The 19265-nt window shown below is 60.1% G+C and carries 16 protein-coding genes; 7 read left to right on the forward strand and 9 right to left on the reverse strand.

What is annotated here, in order from left to right; translation table 11 throughout:
* Positions 1-22 precede the first annotated feature (22 nt).
* Entirely contained in the window at positions 23-1513 is a 1491-nt protein-coding gene (locus AC1Q6C_RS05710; protein ID WP_054188408.1) for a CoA-acylating methylmalonate-semialdehyde dehydrogenase, read from the forward strand.
* 63 nt (positions 1514-1576) lie between these two features.
* Complete coding sequence (locus tag AC1Q6C_RS05715) at positions 1577-2740, forward strand: iron-containing alcohol dehydrogenase (protein WP_492666421.1); 1164 nt, start codon at positions 1577-1579, stop codon at positions 2738-2740.
* A gap of 29 nt (positions 2741-2769) precedes the next feature.
* On the opposite strand, the gene AC1Q6C_RS05720 is transcribed toward AC1Q6C_RS05715, so the two are convergent.
* On the reverse strand, positions 2770-3816 hold the full coding sequence (locus AC1Q6C_RS05720) for a LacI family DNA-binding transcriptional regulator (protein ID WP_081377525.1): 1047 nt from the start codon (positions 3814-3816) through the stop codon (positions 2770-2772).
* A 924-nt stretch (positions 3817-4740) separates the two neighbouring features.
* Complete coding sequence (locus AC1Q6C_RS05725) at positions 4741-6282, reverse strand: PucR family transcriptional regulator (RefSeq protein WP_042923930.1); 1542 nt, start codon at positions 6280-6282, stop codon at positions 4741-4743.
* A gap of 346 nt (positions 6283-6628) precedes the next feature.
* Between AC1Q6C_RS05725 and AC1Q6C_RS05730 the strand changes: the two genes are divergently transcribed.
* Genes AC1Q6C_RS05730 through AC1Q6C_RS05740 form a run of 3 tightly spaced genes read left to right on the forward strand, consistent with a single transcriptional unit; the run spans position 6629 to position 9538 of the window.
* Positions 6629-7708 (forward strand): ABC transporter permease, encoded by a 1080-nt coding sequence (locus tag AC1Q6C_RS05730; protein ID WP_021331893.1) that lies wholly within the window; start codon positions 6629-6631, stop codon positions 7706-7708.
* Between the two features lie 48 nt (positions 7709-7756).
* Positions 7757-8725, forward strand: a complete 969-nt coding sequence (locus tag AC1Q6C_RS05735) for a sugar ABC transporter substrate-binding protein (RefSeq protein WP_492666422.1) — start codon at positions 7757-7759, stop codon at positions 8723-8725.
* A gap of 33 nt (positions 8726-8758) precedes the next feature.
* On the forward strand, positions 8759-9538 hold the full coding sequence (locus AC1Q6C_RS05740; RefSeq protein ID WP_019745466.1) for an ATP-binding cassette domain-containing protein: 780 nt from the start codon (positions 8759-8761) through the stop codon (positions 9536-9538).
* Here AC1Q6C_RS05740 and AC1Q6C_RS05745 read toward each other — a convergent pair.
* From AC1Q6C_RS05745 to hisD, 7 genes are all read right to left on the reverse strand, one after another.
* On the reverse strand, positions 9531-9683 hold the full coding sequence (locus tag AC1Q6C_RS05745; protein ID WP_209909953.1) for a hypothetical protein: 153 nt from the start codon (positions 9681-9683) through the stop codon (positions 9531-9533). The two genes, AC1Q6C_RS05740 and AC1Q6C_RS05745, sit on opposite strands and share 8 nt — an antisense overlap.
* 125 nt (positions 9684-9808) lie before the next feature.
* Complete coding sequence (locus AC1Q6C_RS05750; protein WP_158170434.1) at positions 9809-9949, reverse strand: hypothetical protein; 141 nt, start codon at positions 9947-9949, stop codon at positions 9809-9811.
* Between the two features lie 50 nt (positions 9950-9999).
* Positions 10000-10836, reverse strand: a complete 837-nt coding sequence (locus tag AC1Q6C_RS05755) for a sugar phosphate isomerase/epimerase family protein (RefSeq protein ID WP_054188413.1) — start codon at positions 10834-10836, stop codon at positions 10000-10002.
* Positions 10837-10867: 31 nt separating this feature from the next.
* Positions 10868-12667 (reverse strand): thiamine pyrophosphate-binding protein, encoded by a 1800-nt coding sequence (locus AC1Q6C_RS05760; RefSeq protein WP_031330783.1) that lies wholly within the window; start codon positions 12665-12667, stop codon positions 10868-10870.
* 41 nt (positions 12668-12708) lie between these two features.
* A complete protein-coding gene (locus AC1Q6C_RS05765; protein WP_230359115.1) occupies positions 12709-14295 on the reverse strand; it encodes a GMC family oxidoreductase in 1587 nt (528 codons plus the stop codon).
* Positions 14296-14448: 153 nt separating this feature from the next.
* Entirely contained in the window at positions 14449-15882 is a 1434-nt protein-coding gene (locus AC1Q6C_RS05770; protein WP_042923920.1) for an aspartate ammonia-lyase, read from the reverse strand.
* On the reverse strand, positions 15879-17201 hold the full coding sequence (hisD, locus tag AC1Q6C_RS05775; RefSeq protein WP_042923916.1) for a histidinol dehydrogenase: 1323 nt from the start codon (positions 17199-17201) through the stop codon (positions 15879-15881). Before hisD ends, AC1Q6C_RS05770 begins: the two co-directional genes overlap by 4 nt.
* 361 nt (positions 17202-17562) lie before the next feature.
* Between hisD and AC1Q6C_RS05780 the strand changes: the two genes are divergently transcribed.
* Together AC1Q6C_RS05780 and AC1Q6C_RS05785 are read left to right on the forward strand one after the other, a co-directional pair.
* Positions 17563-18582, forward strand: coding sequence for a Gfo/Idh/MocA family protein (locus tag AC1Q6C_RS05780; RefSeq protein WP_230359116.1), 1020 nt, complete (start codon positions 17563-17565; stop codon positions 18580-18582).
* A 237-nt stretch (positions 18583-18819) separates the two neighbouring features.
* A complete protein-coding gene (locus AC1Q6C_RS05785; protein WP_125052065.1) occupies positions 18820-19239 on the forward strand; it encodes a nucleoside/nucleotide kinase family protein in 420 nt (139 codons plus the stop codon).
* The last annotated feature ends 26 nt before the right edge of the window (positions 19240-19265 follow it).

Raw genomic sequence — 19265 nt, forward strand, 5'->3', positions numbered from 1 at the left:
CCAGCCTCAGGAGTGAATAGTCATGACTGTCATCGCACATTGGATCGACAACACGATCGCCCCCGGTTCGAGCGGAAACTCCGCGCCGGTCACGAACCCTGCGACCGGCGCCGTCACTGGCAGTGTCGCGCTCGCCAGCGTGCAAGACGCACGCGCCGTTATCGACGCAGCTGCTGCTGCGTTTCCCGATTGGCGCGACAGTTCGCTCGCCAAGCGAACCGCAATCCTCTTCGCGTTCCGCGAACTGCTCAATGCCCGCAAGCACGAACTCGCCGAGATAATCACCGCCGAGCACGGCAAAGTCCTCTCCGACGCACTCGGCGAGGTGTCAAGAGGCCAGGAAGTCGTCGAATTCGCTTGTGGCATCGCGCACCTGCTCAAGGGCGGTATGACCGAGAATGCCTCGACGAACGTCGACGTCACCTCGATCCGTCAACCACTCGGCCCGGTCGCGATAATCTCGCCGTTCAATTTCCCCGCGATGGTCCCGATGTGGTTCTTCCCCATCGCGATCGCCACCGGAAACACGGTAGTACTCAAGCCGTCCGAAAAAGTTCCATCTGCTTCGCTGTGGATCGCGGCACTCTGGGCCGAGGCAGGACTTCCAGCAGGCGTGTTCAACGTCCTGCAAGGCGACAAGACAGCTGTCGACGAACTTCTGACCAACCCTGCGATCAAGGCCGTTTCGTTTGTCGGTTCAACCCCCATCGCCCAGTACGTGTACAGCACCGGCACCAGCCATGGAAAGCGCGTTCAGGCTCTCGGAGGAGCGAAGAACCACGCGATCGTCTTGCCTGACGCAGACCTCGATCTGGCCGCCGACGCAATGGTCAACGCCGGATTCGGCTCGGCCGGCGAGCGCTGCATGGCGATCTCGGCACTGGTCGTCGTCGGCGACATCGCCGACGAACTCGTCGGCAAGATCGCCGAGCGGACCCGCACCCTGAAAACCGGTGACGGCACGAAGAACTCAGACATGGGCCCTCTGGTGACCAAGGCCCACCGCGACAAGGTCGCCTCCTACGTCGACGCCGGTGAGGCCGCCGGCGCGACACTCGTCGTCGATGGCAGGCAAGTGCAGGCGAACGGTGGTGAGGGCGGATTCTGGCTCGGCCCGACCCTGATCGACCACGTCACCACCGACATGAGCATCTACACAGACGAAATCTTCGGCCCTGTGCTCTCGGTCGTGCGGGTGAACTCCTACGACGAAGCACTCGACCTGGTGAATTCGAGTGCATTCGGGAATGGCACCGCGATCTTCACCAATGACGGTGGCGCAGCACGTCGCTTCCAGAACGAGATCGAGGTTGGTATGGTCGGGATCAACGTCCCTATTCCAGTCCCCATGGCCTACTACAGCTTCGGTGGTTGGAAGAACAGCCTGTTCGGCGACACGCACGCTCACGGTACCGAGGGTGTCCACTTCTTCACCCGCGGGAAGGTCGTCACTACCCGCTGGCTCGATCCCAGCCACGGCGGCATCAACCTCGGCTTCCCCGAAAACAACTGAGTCCCTATCCCGTCCGAATACCACGGGCTGGGAAATACATTCACAACATTCGAAGGGATCGGCATGGTTGCCAACATTTCATTTCCCCGGTTCTTGAAACTTGGTCCTGGGTCCGTCGAGAGTCTCGGCGAAGTGCTGACGGATCTGAACATCGAGCGTCCGCTTCTCGTCACCGACGCATTCATGGTCAGCAATGGTTCAGCCGATCGATTGCTGAAGATCGTTGCAGCAGCAGGAAAGAAGGCCGCACTCTTCTCCGAGACGGTTCCCGACCCCACTACCGATTCTCTACAGGCTGGTCTCGACGCTCTGACCGCCCACGATGCCGACTCGATCATCGGCTTCGGCGGTGGCAGCCCGATGGACACGGCAAAAGCACTTGCCGTCGTGTTCAAGCAGGGCGGCGTCATGCGCGATTTCAAAGCCCCTCGGGTGTACGCGGGGCCGGCGCTTCCGATCATCGCCATCCCGACGACGGCAGGAAGTGGCTCGGAAGCAACACAATTCACGATCATCACGGATGTCACCACCGACGAGAAGATGCTGTGCCCTGGACTTTCATTTCTTCCGATCGCCTCGATCGTCGATTCAGACCTCACGATGTCGATGCCGCCGAGACTGACGGCCGACACAGGTGTCGACGCACTTACACACGCGATCGAGGCCTACGTCAGTAAGAAGGCAAACCCCATCTCGGACGGGCTCGCACTGTTTGCGATGAAGACAATCGGGGAGTACCTCTTGCGCGCGTACCGTGACGGCTCAGATCGGGAGGCGCGCGAACAGATGATGCATGCTTCCACTCAGGCGGGTATGGCGTTCTCCAATGCGAGCGTGTGCCTGGTACATGGGATGAGTCGTCCGATCGGCGCACATTTCCATGTGGCGCATGGACTTTCCAATGCAATGCTGCTTCCGGCGATCACCGCGTTCTCCATACCCGGGGCGCGTGATCGATACGCCGATTGCGCCAGGCAGCTGGGCGCGGCAGATCGCGGCGACTCAGACGAGGCGGCCTCGCACAAGCTGGTCGACTTCATCGATACTTTGTGCGTCGACGTAGAGGTACCCAGTCCGCGCACATTCGGCATCGACGAGACTCGCTGGGAGGAGCTCATTCCACTGATGGCGGACCAGGCGTTGGCGTCGGGTTCTCCGTCGAACAACCCGGTGGTGCCCAGCGCACAGGAAATCGCCGAACTGTACCGGAAAGTCTATCGATCCTGACCACTCCGGCCCGGTCAGCATGGTCTCGTTCAGACTGTGCTGACCGGGCCTGTCGAGTTTCGGACGATCAGCTTGGTTTTGAAGATCTTCTGCCTTCGCTTCGCGCCGTCGATATTGTCGAGCAGCATGGAGGCTGCGGCGCGGCCCTTCTCCACCAGCGGTTGACGCACAGTGGTCAGATCCATGAGTTCGGCGATGGGGGCATCGTCGAATCCGACAACCGAAACAACCTCAGGTACTGGGATATTCATGCTACGAAGCACGCTCAAGGCAGCGACGGCAAAGACATCTGACGTCGTGGCTATTGCGGTCGGATTCAGTTTCTCGACCATCGAGCGGACAGCACGGACGCCGCTGTCACGATCGATACCTGAAGCCTCGTAAACCTCGATCGAGACACCGGCATCTCCCCGCGCAGTTGCAGCATCGAAGTACCCGAGGATCCGATCTCGCTGGACCCGCTCGGAAGAATGTTCGACAACTGTCTTGGAGATCGACCCGTCGGTGCCACCGATGTTCAAACGTTCGCAGACCACACCGATTCTTCGGTGCCCGAGATCCAAGAGATGGGCCATCTGCTTGAATCCTGCAGCGCGATCATCGATTCCGATGAACGGCAAGCCGCAGTCCGCGGGTGAATCGATCGCAACTGCCGGCGTTCCGGAGTGAATCAGGGCCGCAATGATCGGGTGGGTAGGAGTCACATTGTGCAGGACGACTCCGTCGACCAAACCTCTGACCGCGGGAGAATTGAATCCTTCTTCCCTACTGGAGACCAACGGCAACAAAGTCAGGGCAACGTCGGCGAGTTCGTTGACTTCGACTACCCCCTTCATCAACAGCATGGTCGACGGGTCTTCCAGTGCGTGCCCCAACGACTCCATCACCATGATGCCAACCGCTCCGACTCGGCCGGAGCGCAGGCTACTGCCGACGATGTTCGGCCCGGCGTAGGACAAAGACTGAGCGACTGCGTAGATGTGATCACGCTGCGATGCAGAAACTTTCGGAGAGTTACTGAACGCGTATGAGACAGCGGCTTGGGAGACGCCTGCTGCCCGCGCCACGTCCTTCATCGTAACCACTGAAGCGACTCCCCTTGCTCCGGACGAATCATCCGCCGTAACCCTTGACGATCTCACGAATTCTATCGTGGTCTCGTTTCAACCGAGTGTTGGCTTCGGTTGACCTGTCGTCACAGTAGATGGTGTTCACACATTCGCCCACACCGGACTGCATGCGTCCAAGCTCTACGAAAGCCCCCGAAGAGCTCGACACGGTATGGCACATCGTCTTTCCGCCCCGACATCGCCGTGTCGATCTCGCCACAGAGGTTGCATCGAGCTCGCACGGCCAGCGGCACAGACGGCTTGGGCATAGGCAACGACGAACCGATATGGCGACACGTGACACAGACGTACCCCACTTCTTCCTCCATACGGTGACCAGCCATGTTCGTCGCCCCACTCCTGCCGTAGCTCGGTAGCCTGAAAGATGTTTCTGCACTGAAGGTCCCGCATATGTACACACGACGACGTCCGTGAGACGTACTGTCGACAGCGGCGATTGCCCCGACTGGACACTTCGGGAGAAGGTAGGCGCGACACCGCGGTTTGCGATACTTTCGCCTGTCGCGCCACATCTCAACCTTCACCTTGTTTTACCACCACCAACATGAGTGAATCGTATCACCTAGTGATACGATTCACTCATCTCTTCTATGAAGGGAATCAACGAAATGCTCTAGCCGAAGTCGCCGTTCGTGCTCGACCGCACGAAATGGGCATTGCTTGTCATCTTTCGCACTTCACGGAGCTTGCCAAGCCTCTTGGGCGACAGGGACACCCGACGTCAAGAATGCACTCGAGCTCACCACCAGCGGATTCGGTTTCGTCATCTTGGGACTGCCCGGTGGTTCCCTGTGCGGATTGCCGGCAACAGGCCGTCTCACTGCCGCGCGCGCAGCCCGCACCGCCGTCCCCCTCATCGAAGTCGGAATGCTAGTTCCTTCCGGAACGTCGCGACGAACTGATCGCCGACCCCTCCAGCAGCTCGAGACCTTTGACTGCCAACAGCAAGCGCTGCCGCGTTTCCGGGGCATCAAGGGATTTCCCGAGAATCGTCGAGATCCGCTCCAACCTGTTGTACAGAGTTCTGCGCTGCACGTAGAGCTTGTCCGCCGCTTCAGTCTTGCGACCGTCGACGCTGAGAAATGCGCGCAGTGTCGGCAGTAGCGGACTGGCCGAGTGCGCATCCTTCGTCAACAACGGACCCAATTCGTCTTCGACGAAGCTCGCCAGTTCCGGGCCCTGCGCCAGGGTCACCAAAATCCGCTCGACCCCCAGTTCGTCGAAGTGAAGGACACCACCAGAAGCTCGGGCGACCGCGGCAGCACTGCGCGCTTGAGTGAGCGCGACAGCAACCATGTCACGTGAAATAGCGCGGCTCACACCGACACCCGCACCGACGAAACCGACAAGATCCTCGATCTCCGGCGGACGGCCACCCACTTCCGGCGCCACCGTGACGATGTAATCACCCATGTCGGCACTGATCGCATTGGGACTGCTCCTGCGCTTGGGCCGGATTCCAGCAGAATCGTCACGAGTATTCTTGTTGGCCACGAACACTCGCATCAGGCCAGATCCGAGCCGATACCCCAGACGACTGGCCTGCTTCACGAACTCATCGCCGGAAATTTCTCCCAGCAGCAAGTGTGTCATCAAAGCGGTACTGCGCTGATCGTCACGCGCCTCGCGGCTACGATCGGTGAGAAGCGAGATCGCGATCGCTGCTGCTGCCCGCTCCGCCGCGAATTCAGCCGAGAACGGCGCGGTCGGCGATTGTCCTTGGAGCACGTGGATCCACCCCCACGGTTGACCACGCATGACGACGGGCCTTCGGACACAATCAGTTTCATTGTCGTGCGATACTCTGGCGTGACGATTCCACTCGTCGTCGTCGAATTCGACACCGTCCACTGAGAAATAGACCGTCACCCGGTGAGCGATGTTTTCCAGAACCACCGTGCTGTCGGTGAGCGCCGCCAGAGTCTCCACTATTCCGAGATGGTCTGCGCCGTCGAGCAGCAATCCCGAGAATGTTGCTTCGACCTCACGTTCACGAGTCAGGCTCCGAAGTCGCATTTCGGTCAGAATTTCGTGCACCTGGGCGGAGACTCCGGCGAACGACACTTCGTGGGTCAGCGCGATCACCGGAAGCAGCATTTGTTGGGCTTCCTGCACAACAGCTTGAGGAACTCGATCGAACATGCGACCGGATTCTTCGATCACCAGAGCTGCCGCACCGGCTCGAGAAACCGCCTTCACGTAAGCACGCTGCTCGGCTTCTGTTTCCCCTATACCGAGGCCCGCCGTCAGCAACAATTCGCCGCCGCTGAGAAATCGTGCGATATCGGGGATCTCGGACGAGTGAACCCATCGGACTTCGCGTTGATCCAGATCCGTTCCGCTGGTGAGTACGTGAGGACCGGCCGCGCGGATCAGTGAGAGTTCCAGAGCGTCCGCAACCGTGAAAGACATGTCAAAGACACTACACAAAACGTGTCGTCCAGCCGAGACATCTTTCCCGGCTTGCGTCTAGCTGTGAATGCAGTCACAGGACAGTATTTCTACAACCCCAGGGCTTCGCCGGGGGTCGCCAAACAGAGTTGAGACACATGGCGAACCCGCTTCCTACCTGTCCGAAGATTTGTTTCAGCGCCCCTGTACTGCCGGCCCACCGTCCGAGTAATCGCTACCGATTCTCGAACCGAACGCGAACTGCAGGGCACCGATCCGAATCTCGACACGCACAACGCCGTGCGACCGGGTGACCTGATTTCGCTCTTTCGACCGAACACCGAAACACCCTTTCGAGGAGTCCTCAATGCCCCTGACCGAAGACCAGCAGAAACGGCCGCCAAGCGCGGGAATCTCTGTCGATGACGTCGGCCGTTCCACTCGTTCCGCGGCACCTCAGCCGCCCCACGCATCCTCGCAGGAATGGCTACCGGCTCTGCTCAAACGCATTCTGCCGAGCACACCTTCGCAGGTCGTTCAGCGGGTGATGCTGACTGTACTGGTCGCATCGGTGGTGATTCTGTGCATCGCCAACCCGATCTTCCGGCAGTCGGACAACCTGCTCAACGTGCTGCAACAGGCGGCGATGGTCGGAATCATTGCCGGCGGTATGCAGCTGATGATTATCTCGGGTGGCTTCGATCTCTCGGTCGGAATCGTGGCAGCGGCAGCCGGATGCGCTGCTGCGTACGTCAGTCTCCAGCACGGTATAGCCATCGGAATTCTCGTCGGATTGGTCGCCGGTCTACTCGCCGGCTTCGTGAACGGCATCCTCGTAGCCAAGATCGGCATCAACCCATTCGTGGCCACGTTCGGTACACAAGCCGTCGTCACCGGACTGCTGTACGCCGCAACCGGCGCCACCCCGATCGCTCCTCTTCCTTCCGGATGGACCGATCTGGGCTTGAAGAACATCGCCGGAATCTCCTTTGCCAGTCTTACATTCGTCGTGGTCATCCTGATTCTGCTGTTCGTCTTACGATGCACGCTCTTCGGCCAGCACATCTACGCCGTCGGGAGCAACAAGGAAGGGTCGCGCCGCGCCGGAATCCATGTCGATCGGGTTCTGATTGCCGTCTATGCCATCGGCGGGCTGTGCGCCGCCATCGCAGGAATTCTTCTTGTCTCGATCTCCGGAATCGGGAGTCCGGCAACAGGTACACAGTGGGCACTTCTCGCCATCGCCGCCGTCATCATCGGCGGCACACCACTCACCGGCGGAGTCGGCGGCATCAGCTCCGCGGTGATCGGCATCCTGTCGCTCACCGTCCTGACAAACGCGTTGAACCTGTACAGCGTGTCCGCTTACTGGCAGCCGGCGCTGACGGGTACGGCCGTTCTGCTCGCAGTCGGCTTCGAAGCGTTCCGCAGCGCCCGCAAACGCTGATACATCCGATTCCCCTCGCAGCCAACCACATTCCAGGAGTGAAAACACATGACCGTAAGAAGAACTTCTCGAACGATCCAAACCGCATTTGTCCTTTGCCTGGCTGCGTTCGTCGCCGTCGCACTCACGGCCTGCGGAACCGCACCTTCCTCGGGTGCGAACAAGACATTGGGCTTCGTGGTGTACGACGTCGGCGTCGACCCATGGATGAACGTAGCCATCTCGACTGTGCAAGAAGAAGCTGAAGCTGCGGGATACAAGCTCAGTGTTGTCAACGGGCACAACGACATCGCTCAGATGAGTAGCGGAATGGACCAGCTGGTCACGCAGAAGGTCGACGCCATTCTCCTCGCCCCCAGCGACCAGGACAGCATGACTCCGTCTATCAAACGAGCCGAAGCAGCAGGAATCCCGGTCATCGCATTCTCCCTGGCGCTGTCCGAAGACGCCCCGGTCTCCTCGTTCGTAGGGACCGACGACGTTCAGGTCGGACGCGAGCAGGCGAAGATGGTCGCAGGAGCAATAGGCAATCGGGGCAACGTCGCCTTGATGACCGGCATCCTCGGCAGTGGGCCGCAGATCGGTCGGTCGGAAGGATTCCGTGCCGAACTGCAGGAGAACTTCCCCGACGTCAAGCTCGTAGAAGAGCAGCCGAACAACTGGGCGAACGACAAGACCATCAGCCTGACCCAGGACTGGCTCGCGAAGTATCCGGCGGGGCAGATCAACGCCGTTGTCGCACAAGGACCTGAATTGGCTGCGGGCGCCCGCCTGGCCAAGTCTATGGGCCGAAGCGAAATCGTCTTCGTCGGCAACGACTATCCGGAAGAGATGCGCGAGAGCATCCTCGCGGGAGACACGTACGGAACCATCAACGGTGATCCCAAGGAGATGGCGCGAGAAGCTGTCGCCGCCATGCTGACCCTGCTGGACGGTGGCACGGTGCAACCCAAGATCTTCGTCCCGATCCCGCCCGTAACATCCGCCAATGTCGCCGACTCTCCCGCAGCGTACTGATTCGAGACGACCCCCCAGATCGGAACCACCTCAATGAGTACTATCACCAACACCACCGAGCCTCTTCTCCAGACTACGAACCTCTCCAAGTTCTACGGCGGCGTCAAAGCTTTGCAAGGCGCCTCCATCAGCGTCGGACACGGTGAGCACATCGCCATCATGGGCGACAATGGCGCAGGCAAGTCCACCTTCGTCAAGATCCTTTCCGGCGCGCAACCGTCGAGTGATGGCACCATCCGATTCGACGGTGCGGACTGTGAGTTCCAAAGCCCGATCGATGCACGCGAAGCCGGGATCGAAACCGTCTATCAGGATCTTTCACTCGCAGACGACCTCGACGTCCTGACCAACCTGTTCCTCGGGCGTGAAGAGAAGCTGATCAACTTGGGCGGCTTGAGCGTGCTCAACAGACGCAAGATGGCCAAGCGTGCAACCGAATTGCTCACGGAGATCGGAGTGAACGTGCCCGAGGTACACCGGACCGTTCGGGGTCTTTCCGGTGGCCAGCGCCAGGGTATCGCCATCGCCCGCGCATCCGGTTGGGGATCGAAGCTCATCATCATGGACGAACCCACAGCGGCACTGGGCCTGCAGGAGACCGCCCACGTCCACGACATCATCAAACGCCTCAAACAACGCGGAGTCGCGGTCATCATCGTCAGCCACAACATGCAACAGGTGCTGGAACTGACCGACCGGGTGTACGTTTTCCGGCGAGGCCAGGTCGTCGGGTGCCGAAACACCAAGGAAACCACCGCCGACGAGATCGTCTCGATGATCACCGGCGCTCGACCTGCAGAGGCCGTCACGTAAGCAGCTGTAGCTGCAGGCAGATCGACGTACAGGCCCGTCTGAAGTCACCACGACTTTCGACGGGCCTGTTCGTGTCGCGGATCCGATACTCACCGTCACCGTCGGCGTCGGCGTCGGCGTCGGCGTCGGCGTCGGCGTCGGACATCCGAGACCCTTTCCGTCACCCCTCTGGCCCCCACCGCCCCAGACGAGGCAGAACTACAGCCGCCGAGACGAAAAGTGCTCGGGCCCAACCTGATGAGGTTGGGCCCGAGCACTTTCGGTGTTCGGTTAGTTGATCTGTACTCGGCCATCGACGGCTTCGATCCGCGGGATCGGCAGTGCGCGTAAGGCAGGCGGGACTGTCACGAACTCCTCGACGGTCGGTACTTCACCGTTCGGAATCCTCTGCTTCATCACGGACGGGTTCATGATCACGACTGTATTCATGTTTCCCGGATGCGTCTCCAAACCGAACACGGCTACTGACCGACTGCTTCGATCAATGCGCTGAGGTGGGTGTAGCTCTTCTTCGCGGCGTCGAGCGTGCCGCACTCCACCGACAAGACGACGTCGTGGTCGGCCGCGGCGAGCGTGTCGACGATGCGCTTCCAGTCGATGACACCTTCACCGCAGGCGCATCCCAGCATGCCTCTCACTTTTCCGCGTAGACGTTTCGCGTCGTCCACCGCAATGTCCTTGGCGTGCAAGTGCGTGACCTGACCGATGATGGCTTCGAGCCACTCGTGCGGATCGTTCTCACTCAGGTAGCTGTTTCCGGTATCGAGGTTGATCGTCAGGGCAGGACTGTCGACCAAATTCATGATCTTGTCGAGGCGCTCCGGAGTCGCGGTGTACGGCCCGTGGGTCTCGATTGCGATCTTGATACCCCGGGGCTCCGCGACCAGCGCTGCCTCCTTCAGGGTGTACCGCATGAGCGTGTAGTTCTCTTCCTCCGTGGTCCAGGACGGGGTGGGTCCATCGTCGACCATGATCATCGGAGAACCCACCTCCGCGGCGTAGCGGATGGCCTGGCGGAAGTACTCCACTGCCACCTCCGGCTTGGCGAGTGGCGCGTGGCTCGACAGCGACGAGATGCTGAGACCGCGATCTTCGGCCGCATTCCGCAGGATCAACGGATCGTCGAGCATGGAACGGCTGTGGAAATATCCTGCTGCACTGAGCAGTTCACGACCCCAGTGCACCATCGGCTCGACGTACTTGTAGCCGATCTCGGCAGCTTGGTCCATGGCCCAATCGAAAGAGCCGTTCTCGTATCGCGCGAACTCCAGATTAAGTCCGAGTTTGATGTTGCCCATGACTTACAACTACTTTCCGGTGAGGGGTGGGTCAGAAGCCGCGCTGGTTCACGTAGTCGTCTCGAACTTCGCCGTGGTAGGCCGGCACGGTGATATCCCACCAACCCATTGCATGCATCTCGGTCCAGGGAAGCTCGCGAGCACTGATCGCCTCGATGACTACGGGGCCCTCGGTCTCGAATGCGCGCTGAACAGCGGCGCCGAGCTTTGCGGGATCCTCGACTCGCTCGGACTTGCATCCGAGAGACTGCGCGAACGCAGTGATATCGGCGAAGTACGGGGATCCATCCGGCAACTTCCAGCCTGAGATGATTTCCCGTTCCGCGCCGAAGAGATTGATCTGGAGGTCCTTGATTGCTTCCCAGCCACCGTTGTTCAGAACGACGAAGACGACATTGACGCCGCTCATGGCGGCAGCTGCGATCTCCGTGCCGGTCTGTAGGAACGCGCCATCGCCGACGAGCGCGAGAACCGGCTTGTCCGGTGCGCCGATCGCGGCGCCGATCGCGGCAGGTACACCGAATCCGATTCCGGAGAATCCGCCGGCAACGATGTTGCTCTTCGGCTCGTAGATCGGGAATTCGTTGAACGCCTGATTTGCCGGGTTGCTGGAATCGGTGACCAGAATTCCGTTACGCGGAAGGACCTTTCGGATCTCGACCATTGCCCGCGAGTTGGTCATCGGCAAGTAGTCGGTCTCACGCATAGGGCGCAGGTGCTCGTCCCACTGTGCCTTCAAGTCCTGAAGTTCGGCGTAGTAGTCGGTTGCCCGGAAGTCGTAATCCGCTGCCGGTGCGCCGAGTTCGTCGATCAGAGACGAGAGCGAGGTCTTGGCGTCGCCGACGATCCCGACCTCGACCGGGTAGTTGCGGCCGATCTCGAATCCGTCGATGTCTATGTGAACGAGTTTCGTGTTAGGGATGTCGAATGTGACTCCGGGGCGGTACGAGGACGTGATGCGATCGCTGAATCGGCAACCCACTGCAAGAATGACGTCGGCGGTCTTGGTGACTCCGTTACCCGGAATCGATCCCATGTCGCCGCACGGCCACGCGTACAGATCGTGGTCTGCAGGGAATGCGCCTTTGCCCTGGAAGGAGTGCGTCACGGGAGCGCCGAGACGTTCCGCCAGTGTGAGGAGTTCCGCACCGGCCTCGGCTGCGATGACGCCTCCGCCAGCGAGGATCACGGGACGCTTAGCACCCGCCAGTAGCTTGGCTGCCTCGGCAATGGCGACGGGATCACCAGTCGCCCGGGTCTGAGCTCGGCGCGAGTACAACTCTGGAACATAGTCGCCGTACTCAGCTTGCAGGTCCTGCGGGATATCCACCAGGACAGGCCCTCTGCGACCTTCGAGCATCGTGTTGAACGCCTGAGCCATCGCGGAAGGTAGCTGCTCGAGTCGACCGGGCTGCCACCAGCGCTTGACGACCGGCTCGACCATCCGTGGGAAATTGTTCCCGTGCGGCCGATCGATCTCCTGGAGGACGCCGCGGTTCTCCATATACGTGTGAACGGCGCCGGTGATCAGAATCATCGGCTGCGAGTCCGCGAACGCAGTCGCGATTCCGGTTACGGTGTTTGTCGCTCCCGGTCCGATGGAAGTACAGACGGCCGCGATCTTGCCCGATGCGCGGTAGTAGCCGTCGGCCATGTGTGCGGCGCCCTGCTCGTGGATGGCGGGAACCAACTCGATTTCGTCGGCCCGGTCGACGAACGCATCAAGTAACGCCGTATTGCCGTGTCCCGGAATAGCGAATACCTTTTCAACTCCTTCACGGATCAGTATGTCGACCACCATCTGGCCACCGGTGAGCTTTTGCACAGTCATGTTCTTCACTTTCGAATCGAAAAGAATTGGGGGTGAGCAATTTATGCAGAGATCGACGAGCCGTGCGATGCACCCGCCGTGGAGTCGCCGCTTCGAGCGATGATCGAATCTGCAACACGCAACGCGTTCGCCGCGATCGACAGCGCCGGATTCATCACCGGGAGCGACGGAAAGAAGGAGGAGTCGACGACATACAGGTTGTCGACATCGTGTGCCTGGCAACTCGGATCGAGGACCGATGTAGCCGGGTCGGTACCGAGCCGAACGGTTCCGGCCTGATGCGAGTTGACCTCTATCCCTGTTCCTTCACTGATGACCACCGGAAATCCGATCTTGCGAAGCATTTTTCGCGTCTCGCGAACCAGAACCTCGTGTGCCCGGACGTTATTCGGTTTCCATGCGATCTGGATACGCCCTCCGGGAGTCAGCGTGACACGATTTTCAGGGTTGGGCAGATCCTCCGTGAACAGCCACCAATCGGTACTACGGTTCGTGGCAAGGCTCAACGCCCATTTGGGGATGTGGGGCCGTTGCCCCTTGATCATCTCCGCTTGGAGCTTCCCGATCAGTTGCACATGGCCTAGCGGATACGGATGATCGTCAGTGCCACGCAGGTAGAAGTCGTTGAAGTACAACGTCTTTTGAAATTCGGACTTGTTCTTCTTGAGTGGGTCGATGGCCACCATGATCGAGTTCATGTGCACCATGTAGTTACGACCGACCATTCCGGAGGAATTTGCGAGCCCGTCAGGATGGACAGATGTGGCCGAACGTAGCAGCAGCGCTGCAGAATTGACCGCACCACAGGAGATTACGACCGTATCCGCACGTACTGTGGAGGTGACGCCGCGATGGGTCACTTCGACGCCTGATGCTCGACGTCCGGAATCGTCGGTCAACACCTTCTCCACGTACCCGTTCGTGACGATTTCGACGTTGCCCGAATCGAGTGCGGGTCGCACGCAACAGACGTCGGCATCCGATTTCGCCAAGGTACGGCAGGGGAACCCGTCGCATGTCTTGCATCGAATACATGACCCACCCTGCCGAAGGTCGACCCCGAGAGGGAGATTGGAAGGGGTGAAACCCGCCTTACGCATGTCGTCGGCGACCTGCTGTATCGCTGGCTCGTGCCCTACGGGAGGGTACGGAAATGGTTGGTCGCGTGGCAACGTCGGGTCGTCGGTGTGGTCGCCGTGAACCTTGTACACCTGCTCGGCACGTGCGTAGTAGGGTTCGAGATCGTCATACGAGAACGGCCATGCCGGCGATTCACCGTCGTGATGCCGTGAGGAATGAAAATCCTCTCTCCTGAACCTGACCAACGAGCCACCGTAGAATTTGGTGTTTCCGCCGACGTAATAGTAGGTGCCGGGGGCGAACTCCCGCCCTTCGGTGTCGACCCATTTTTCGGCGTTCTTGTACCGATCTTTCTCGAACACCGCTCGGGGGTCCCAATTCTGACGTTCCTGTGGAAGGAAGTCTCCCCTCTCGATCAAGAGCACATCGAGGCCGGAATCCTTGAGAGCGTATGCCATCGTTCCACCCCCCATTCCGCTTCCCACGACGATGACGTCGTAGTTGCTCTTACAGGGGGGATGACTGTCCATTCGTGTCTTTTCGAACATGGTTTCCGTCTCCTGGCTGGCTTGGCGCGGTACGTCCTTGAACCGTGCCGACTCAGCTTCTGTCAATCCTGACACAACAGGACTGCAAGTAGTTATACGTATCACTAAACGATACCGCCCACATGTGCGGTGTCAACCGCCCTGAAGACCTGGTCAGGTCGACGGGACGAGTGGATCGAAATCGGGAGCCGACACGATCGCAGTTCGTGCCAAATTCGCAGGCTCCATGATCGCGTCCAAATCCTCCTTGCCCAACAACCCGCGTTCGAGCACCAACTCCACGACGGTACGACCGGAAGCAAGCGCGTCCGCCGCCAATTCCGTCGCGGCTGTGTAGCCGATGTAGGGATTGAGCGCGGTCACGACACCGATCGAAGCCGCGACCGTTCGTTCGAGATGCTCGACGTTGGCGGTAATGCCGATCACGCATCGCTCGCGCAACACAGTGCAGCCCCGCGTGAGGAGTTCTGCAGTCTCGAACAAGCTGTGTGCAATGACCGGTTCGAATGCGTTGAGCTGCAGTTGACCCGCCTCGGCAGCCATGGTGATGGTCAGATCGTTTCCCACCACCCGGTAGGCAATCTGATTGACCACTTCCGGAATGACCGGATTGACCTTTCCGGGCATGATCGACGAACCTGCCTGCACCGCAGGTAAATTGATCTCACCCAGACCTGCTCGTGGGCCTGAGGACAGCAATCTCAGATCGTTGCAGATCTTGGACAGTTTGACCGCGGTACGCTTGAGCACTCCCGACAGCTGAACGAAGGCCCCGACGTCCTGGGTTGCTTCGATGAGATCCGATGCCGTCGAGATGTCGAGACCGGTGATCGACACCAGATGCTCACGCACACGTCTGGCGTACTCCGGGTGCGCATTGAGACCGGTACCTATCGCCGTCCCTCCCAGGTTGATCTCCGAGATCAACCGAGCGGCCTCTTCCAGTCTCTGAGAGTCCTCCTTGATCATCACGGCGAACGTGACAATCTCTTGACCGAGAGTCATCGGGACCGCGTCTTGCAACTGAGTCCGCCCGACCTTGAGCACGTGGGAGAACTCGGCTGCTTTCTCCGCGAATGCGCCTGCAAGTTCGTCCATCGCACCTCGAAGCCTGGTGACGGCACCTTGCAAGCCGATTTTGATCGCGGTGGGGTAGACGTCGTTGGTGCTCTGACTCATGTTGACGTGTTCGAGCGGATGGAGGAATTGGTACTGCCCCCGTTCGCCGCCGAGAATTTCGAGCGCGCGGTTCGCGACCACTTCGTTGGCGTTCATGTTCGATGACGTGCCGGCACCACCCTGAATGACGTCGACGACGAACTGGTCGGTGAACCTGCCCGCACGAATCTCCTTGCAAGCTTGCTCGATCGCCGCTGCATGCTCGGGCGAGAGGATTCCGAGGTCGGCGTTCGCCCGAGCAGCGGCCTGCTTGACCGCAGCCAACGCCGATACCATGTCCGGGTGGACCGAGAGAGGAATACCGGTGATCGGGAAGTTCTCCAGTGCTCTCAGCGTGTGGATGCCGTAGTAGGCCTCCGCAGGCACTTCGCGATCACCGAGCAGGTCGTGCTCGATGCGCATCGTCATTTGAGGTTTGCCGCCACCGGGATCTCGCCCCACGGTAGTTCGGCTCCACCGAACTTCGCCGCACGCAGGTCACCTGAACGGGCGTGGCCTTCGAAGCGTTCCAGTCGGGACAGTCGCGCAGCGATCTCGCCGATCCTGGCGCTCGCCGCCGGATCGCGCACCTCCTGGAAAGTGAGGGTTTTGAGGAACTTCCCTACCCAGAGCCCTCCGGTGTAGCGCGCAGCGCCAAGAGTAGGAAGTACGTGGTTGGTCCCGATCACTTTGTCGCCGTATGGAACACACGTTCCTTCCCCCAGAAAAAGGGCACCGTAGTTGCTCATGCTGTCGAGCGCTTCACGCGGATTCTGCGTCAGGATCTGTACGTGCTCGGAGGCAAACTTGTCCGCGAGTTCATATGCTTCGGAGAGAGTCTCGACAACGTGGATCTGTCCGTGGTCGCGCCAAGCGGGCCCGGCGATCGCGTTCGTCTCCAGACCGGGTAGCAATGCGTCGATGTGTTTGATCACCTCGTTGCCCACAGCCTCGGACGTCGTGATCAACACACACGGTGAATCCGGACCGTGTTCAGCCTGGCTGAGTAGATCCACTGCGATGGTGAACGGGTCGGCGCACTCGTCGGCAACGATCAGTGTTTCGGTGGGACCTGCAAAGAGATCGATTCCGACCTCACCGAAGAGTTGACGCTTTGCCTCTGCCACGTATGCGTTGCCCGGCCCCGTGAGGATCGAGACAGGATCGATCGTCTCGGTACCGAGAGCCAGCGCTGCAATCGCCTGTACGCCACCGAGCACGAAAATCTCGTCGGCCCCGGCGAGATGCATTGCGGTGATGCTGATCTGGGGCGGAAGCCCGTCATTCGGGGGCGTCGTAGCCGCGACGCGTTCGACGCCTGCGACCTTCGCGGTCAGCACCGTCATGTGCGCCGACGCTGTCAGCGGGTACCTGCCACCCGGAACGTAAGCTGCAGCCGCGTCGATCGGAATGTTCCGGTGCCCCAAGAACACGCCGGGCAGAGTCTCGACCTCGAGGTCTGTGATGGTGTCGCGCTGCGCCTGGGCGAAGTCGCGAATCTGACGCTGCGCGAACTGCAGGTCCTCGAGGACCGTTGTCGGGACGGACTTGACGATCTCGCGGATCTGATCTTCGTCGAGCCGGAACGAATCCGGTGACCACCGGTCGAAACGGTCAGAGTACTTGCGGACCGCGTCGTCACCGTTGGCACGAATGTCTGCGATCACACCCGCGACAGTGTCGACCACCGCCGGATTGCTGGCACGCTGCGCTGGTTCGCCGACTGCGGCTTTGAGAACGAACGACATTGGCGGGTTGCTCCTTCGAGGTGAGGCATGAAATCAAACTGATAGCCCTAGCTTTCCTGCGAAGTGATCCAGCGGACAGACACATAGGGGGAACCACTTCTGCCAAATTCTGCCCAATCCGTGCATGATATGCCGGTCGTTCGAAAGCTCACGGTCAGAGCAGGTGCAGCGCTCGCGCCTGCTCACAGTGGTCGATCAGCGGCTCACGCTTGCACGTTTTGGCGCTGTCGATATCTATCGCCACTTCGTAGGGTTGGCCTACCAGATTTCGTCCGCGCCGAACTCCTGACGTCGAGTCGGCCGATACCCGGAGCCGTCGCTGTCTATTCGACATCGTCGATGCCCGAGAAGGAATACTTCGATGAGCGAACAACCGCATCTCGTCTGGGGAATCGTCGGTGCGAGTGATATCGCCGAAACGAGAATGATTCCCGCACTGCGAAGGACCGGCCACCACATCAGTTCCGTGTACAGCGGAAATGCGGACCATGCCGAGCAGTACGCACGTCGGAACGAGATATCGAACGGAACGAACAAGCTGAACGATCTGCTCAGCGATCCCCTCATCGATGCGGTCTACATCTCCAGTGCAAATGATCGCCACCTCGAGCAGGTGTGCGCGGCGGCAGCAGCCGGAAAACACGTTCTCTGTGAGAAGCCGCTGTCGACGAGCATCGACAATGCGCGGAAGATGACCGCCGCTTGCGAATCCGCCGGCGTAGTCCTAGGCGTCAACCACCACCTGCCCGCAGCAGGTACGCACCAGGCCATTCGACGCACAGTGGCGCGCGGCGACATAGGCCGGATTCTGTCGGTCAGTGTTCGCCACACGTCGCTCCTACCCGAACGTTTGCGAGGGTGGCGACTCGGTAGCACGCCGGGATCAGGCGCCGTCATGGATCTTTCCTGCCACAACGCCTCCGTCGTGAATCCGCTACTCGGCACAAGAGCACTGACGGCGAGCGCGATCACTGTGGCCCAAGGAGATTGGGTGACCGAAGCCGAAGATGCAGCCTCCTCGTCGATTCTCTACGAGAACAACGTCCTTGTACGATTCCACGACACTTTCACTACGCCATTCGCACCCACGTATGTGGAGGTGCACGGGACAGCCGGCAGCCTTCATGCAGCCGACGTCATGACTCCGGAACCCATCGGGTCGGTCGTTCTGCACGATCGCCGGGGATCGCACGAGATCGATATCGAAGACCGCCGGCACACGTACGACATCACGCTGGAACACTTCACCCGTGCCACGCGCGGTGACGGCCGACCAGTCGTCGACGGACTCGACGCGACCAACGCACTGGCAGTGAGCATCTCGATACTCGAGTCGGCCAGGACGGGTAACCGGGTCCCAGTCGACTTCTGTGGACAGTAGCCGTTCACAATTCACACTCGGAGCTGGTTCGATCCAAGGTAGAGGTTCATGAAACGTCCCACTGAGCGTGACGAAAATACGGATTGGAATAGATTCGCGATCCCACAATTCGTGGAACTTCTGCGGGCCGGTTCAGTTGGGCGCGGCCCGGCAATCGTAGGGATCGATGGGAGGGGTGGTTCCGGCAAGTCGACGCTGGCCGCACTGTTATCGGCAAACTGTACAGGGACGGTCATCGTGCACACAGATGACATCGCGTGCAGTCGAACATTTTTTGGCTGGGATACCTTGCTCGCCAAGGAATTACTGGAACCTATCCGGCGAAATGGGCTTCCATTCACCTTCCAGCCGAACCACGACAAGCCTCGCGATATCGCTGTCCCTGACCAGACGACGTTGCTTCTCGTGGAAGGTGCCGGGTCGATCCGCCGTTCATTGCGGATGTTGTACGACGCGACAGTGTGGGTCGACACCGCACCGGAGACAGCGCGACAACGATTGGTCGAGCTCGGCGAGGATCCACAGGGCTATCACGACGACAGGATGATCGAAGAGAATTCGTTGCTGAACGCGGACCGCCCTTGGGCGCACGCAATGTTTCACGTGTCTGGAACCAACTCTGCGACCAACGGCACAGTCCTGGTGCGCCGAACATAACCCCGTCGACCTCGAACGGCATTGGC

It is taken from the genome of Rhodococcus sp. MT28 (assembly GCF_058792695.1).

Excerpts from the sequence above, each read along its gene's own strand:
- AC1Q6C_RS05710 (WP_054188408.1), top strand. The coding sequence starts at position 23 with ATGACTGTCATCGCACATTGGATCGACAACACGATCGCCCCCGGTTCG.
- AC1Q6C_RS05715 (WP_492666421.1), top strand. The coding sequence starts at position 1,577 with ATGGTTGCCAACATTTCATTTCCCCGGTTCTTGAAACTTGGTCCTGGG.
- AC1Q6C_RS05720 (WP_081377525.1), bottom strand. The coding sequence starts at position 3,816 with ATGAAGGACGTGGCGCGGGCAGCAGGCGTCTCCCAAGCCGCTGTCTCA.
- AC1Q6C_RS05725 (WP_042923930.1), bottom strand. The coding sequence starts at position 6,282 with ATGTCTTTCACGGTTGCGGACGCTCTGGAACTCTCACTGATCCGCGCG.
- AC1Q6C_RS05730 (WP_021331893.1), top strand. The coding sequence starts at position 6,629 with ATGCCCCTGACCGAAGACCAGCAGAAACGGCCGCCAAGCGCGGGAATC.
- AC1Q6C_RS05735 (WP_492666422.1), top strand. The coding sequence starts at position 7,757 with ATGACCGTAAGAAGAACTTCTCGAACGATCCAAACCGCATTTGTCCTT.
- AC1Q6C_RS05740 (WP_019745466.1), top strand. The coding sequence starts at position 8,759 with ATGAGTACTATCACCAACACCACCGAGCCTCTTCTCCAGACTACGAAC.
- AC1Q6C_RS05745 (WP_209909953.1), bottom strand. The coding sequence starts at position 9,683 with ATGTCCGACGCCGACGCCGACGCCGACGCCGACGCCGACGCCGACGGT.
- AC1Q6C_RS05750 (WP_158170434.1), bottom strand. The coding sequence starts at position 9,949 with ATGAACCCGTCCGTGATGAAGCAGAGGATTCCGAACGGTGAAGTACCG.
- AC1Q6C_RS05755 (WP_054188413.1), bottom strand. The coding sequence starts at position 10,836 with ATGGGCAACATCAAACTCGGACTTAATCTGGAGTTCGCGCGATACGAG.
- AC1Q6C_RS05760 (WP_031330783.1), bottom strand. The coding sequence starts at position 12,667 with ATGACTGTGCAAAAGCTCACCGGTGGCCAGATGGTGGTCGACATACTG.
- AC1Q6C_RS05765 (WP_230359115.1), bottom strand. The coding sequence starts at position 14,295 with ATGTTCGAAAAGACACGAATGGACAGTCATCCCCCCTGTAAGAGCAAC.
- AC1Q6C_RS05770 (WP_042923920.1), bottom strand. The coding sequence starts at position 15,882 with ATGACGATGCGCATCGAGCACGACCTGCTCGGTGATCGCGAAGTGCCT.
- hisD (WP_042923916.1), bottom strand. The coding sequence starts at position 17,201 with ATGTCGTTCGTTCTCAAAGCCGCAGTCGGCGAACCAGCGCAGCGTGCC.
- AC1Q6C_RS05780 (WP_230359116.1), top strand. The coding sequence starts at position 17,563 with ATGAGCGAACAACCGCATCTCGTCTGGGGAATCGTCGGTGCGAGTGAT.